Here is a 1440-nt window from a genome sequence, read left to right as displayed (position 1 = left end):
TCAGCAGAGTCGAACCATTCCTGGTGTTGAAATCACCACCTACGTAATGAGAGGGACCCTGAACTTCAATCACCATGTTGTGATCTGGCAGCAGCAGGTCAACCGGAGGTAATGAGTTCAGACTCTTTTCTTCTTCAATCTTCAGATATGGAATAGATGATTGGAGTTGATCGCGGAAGTCGGCCTGGGTTTTTGAAATGGTTGCCTGGTAATGGGGGACGACCGAAGAGGCTCTACCAAGCCAACTGGCGGCCATGATCATGATGGATCGATCATCTTCATTATCTGGATCTGGCGAGGTAATTTCCAGGCGAGTCAACAGGTCATCCATGTGCTTTTCAAGCACGTTATTGTTATTGGCATTGGAGACTAGAGACAACCTGGCACAGCATACCATTACGCCCCAGAGAGACATCGATATATCTTGCTTAGAGAGCTGAGGGCTTTCTCTGATTCGGTAGACAAGCGATTCGAAGGTAGAGGTAACCACATTCAGCTCAGCGAGTTCACCCAGTTTCGCCATGGCCCACAGCAGGTTGGCGATACCCTGTGGTTTAAAGTTAGCTTTCTGTGCGTTCACTTGGGGTAACAGCACGTCCATGGCCGCTTTAAACTCTGGTATCCACTCCTGCCCGTTGTCCACCAGTTTCGCCATGGCCCACAGAAGGTTGCTGATTGCCTGAGGTGTAAAGTTAGCTTTCTGTGAGTTCACGTGGGGTAACAGCGCGGCAATGGCCGCTTGGAACTCTGGTGTCCACTCCTGCCCGATGTCCACCAGTTTCGCCATGGTCCAAAGCAGGTTGGCGATAGCTTGTTCATTAAACTGGTCTTTCTGTGCGTTTACAAGCGGCAACAGCGCGGCCGTAGCCTCGTTGAGCCCTGGTGTCTGCTCCTGCCCGCTGTCTACCAGTTTCGCCATGGCCCACAGCAGGCTGGCGATATGCTGTGGTTTAAAGTGAGCTTTTTGTACGGTCACGCAGGTCAACAGCGCAGCAACGGCTTCGTTGAACTCTGGTGTCTGCTCCTGCCCGTTGTCCACCAGTTTCGCCATGGCCCACAGCTGGTTGGCGATTTCCTGTGGGTTAAAGTTAGCTTTCTGTGCCTTCACGTGGGGCAACAGCACGGCCAGAGCCCTTTTGAGCTCTGGTGTTGGCTCCTGCCCGTTATCTACCAGTTTCGCCATGGCCCACAGCAGGTTGGCGATATTCTGAGGAATAAATTGGTCTTTCTTTGAATTCACGAGGGGCAACAGTGCGGCCACGGCCTCATTGAGCTCTGATGTCCGTTTCTGACCGTTGTCCACCAGTTTCGCCATGGCCCACAGCAGGTTGGCGATATGCTGAGGAATTAATTGGTCCTTCTGTGTGTTCACGTGGGGCAACAGCGCGGCCAAGGCCTCTTTGAGCCGTGGTGTTTGCTCCTGCCCGTTGTCCACCAGTT

The 1440-nt window shown here is 52.7% G+C and carries 1 protein-coding gene; it reads right to left on the bottom strand.

Annotated elements, in window-relative coordinates; all coding sequences use genetic code 11:
* Positions 1-1440: hypothetical protein (locus tag ACO6UY_RS24670; protein WP_422491702.1), on the bottom strand; the 1440-nt coding region annotated here is incomplete at both ends.

Source organism: Endozoicomonas sp. ALE010, from assembly GCF_049310165.1.
Classification (GTDB): Bacteria; Pseudomonadota; Gammaproteobacteria; order Pseudomonadales; family Endozoicomonadaceae; genus Endozoicomonas.
The sequence above is the reverse complement of the archived record's forward strand: the minus strand, read 5'-3'. Positions and strand labels throughout refer to the sequence as shown.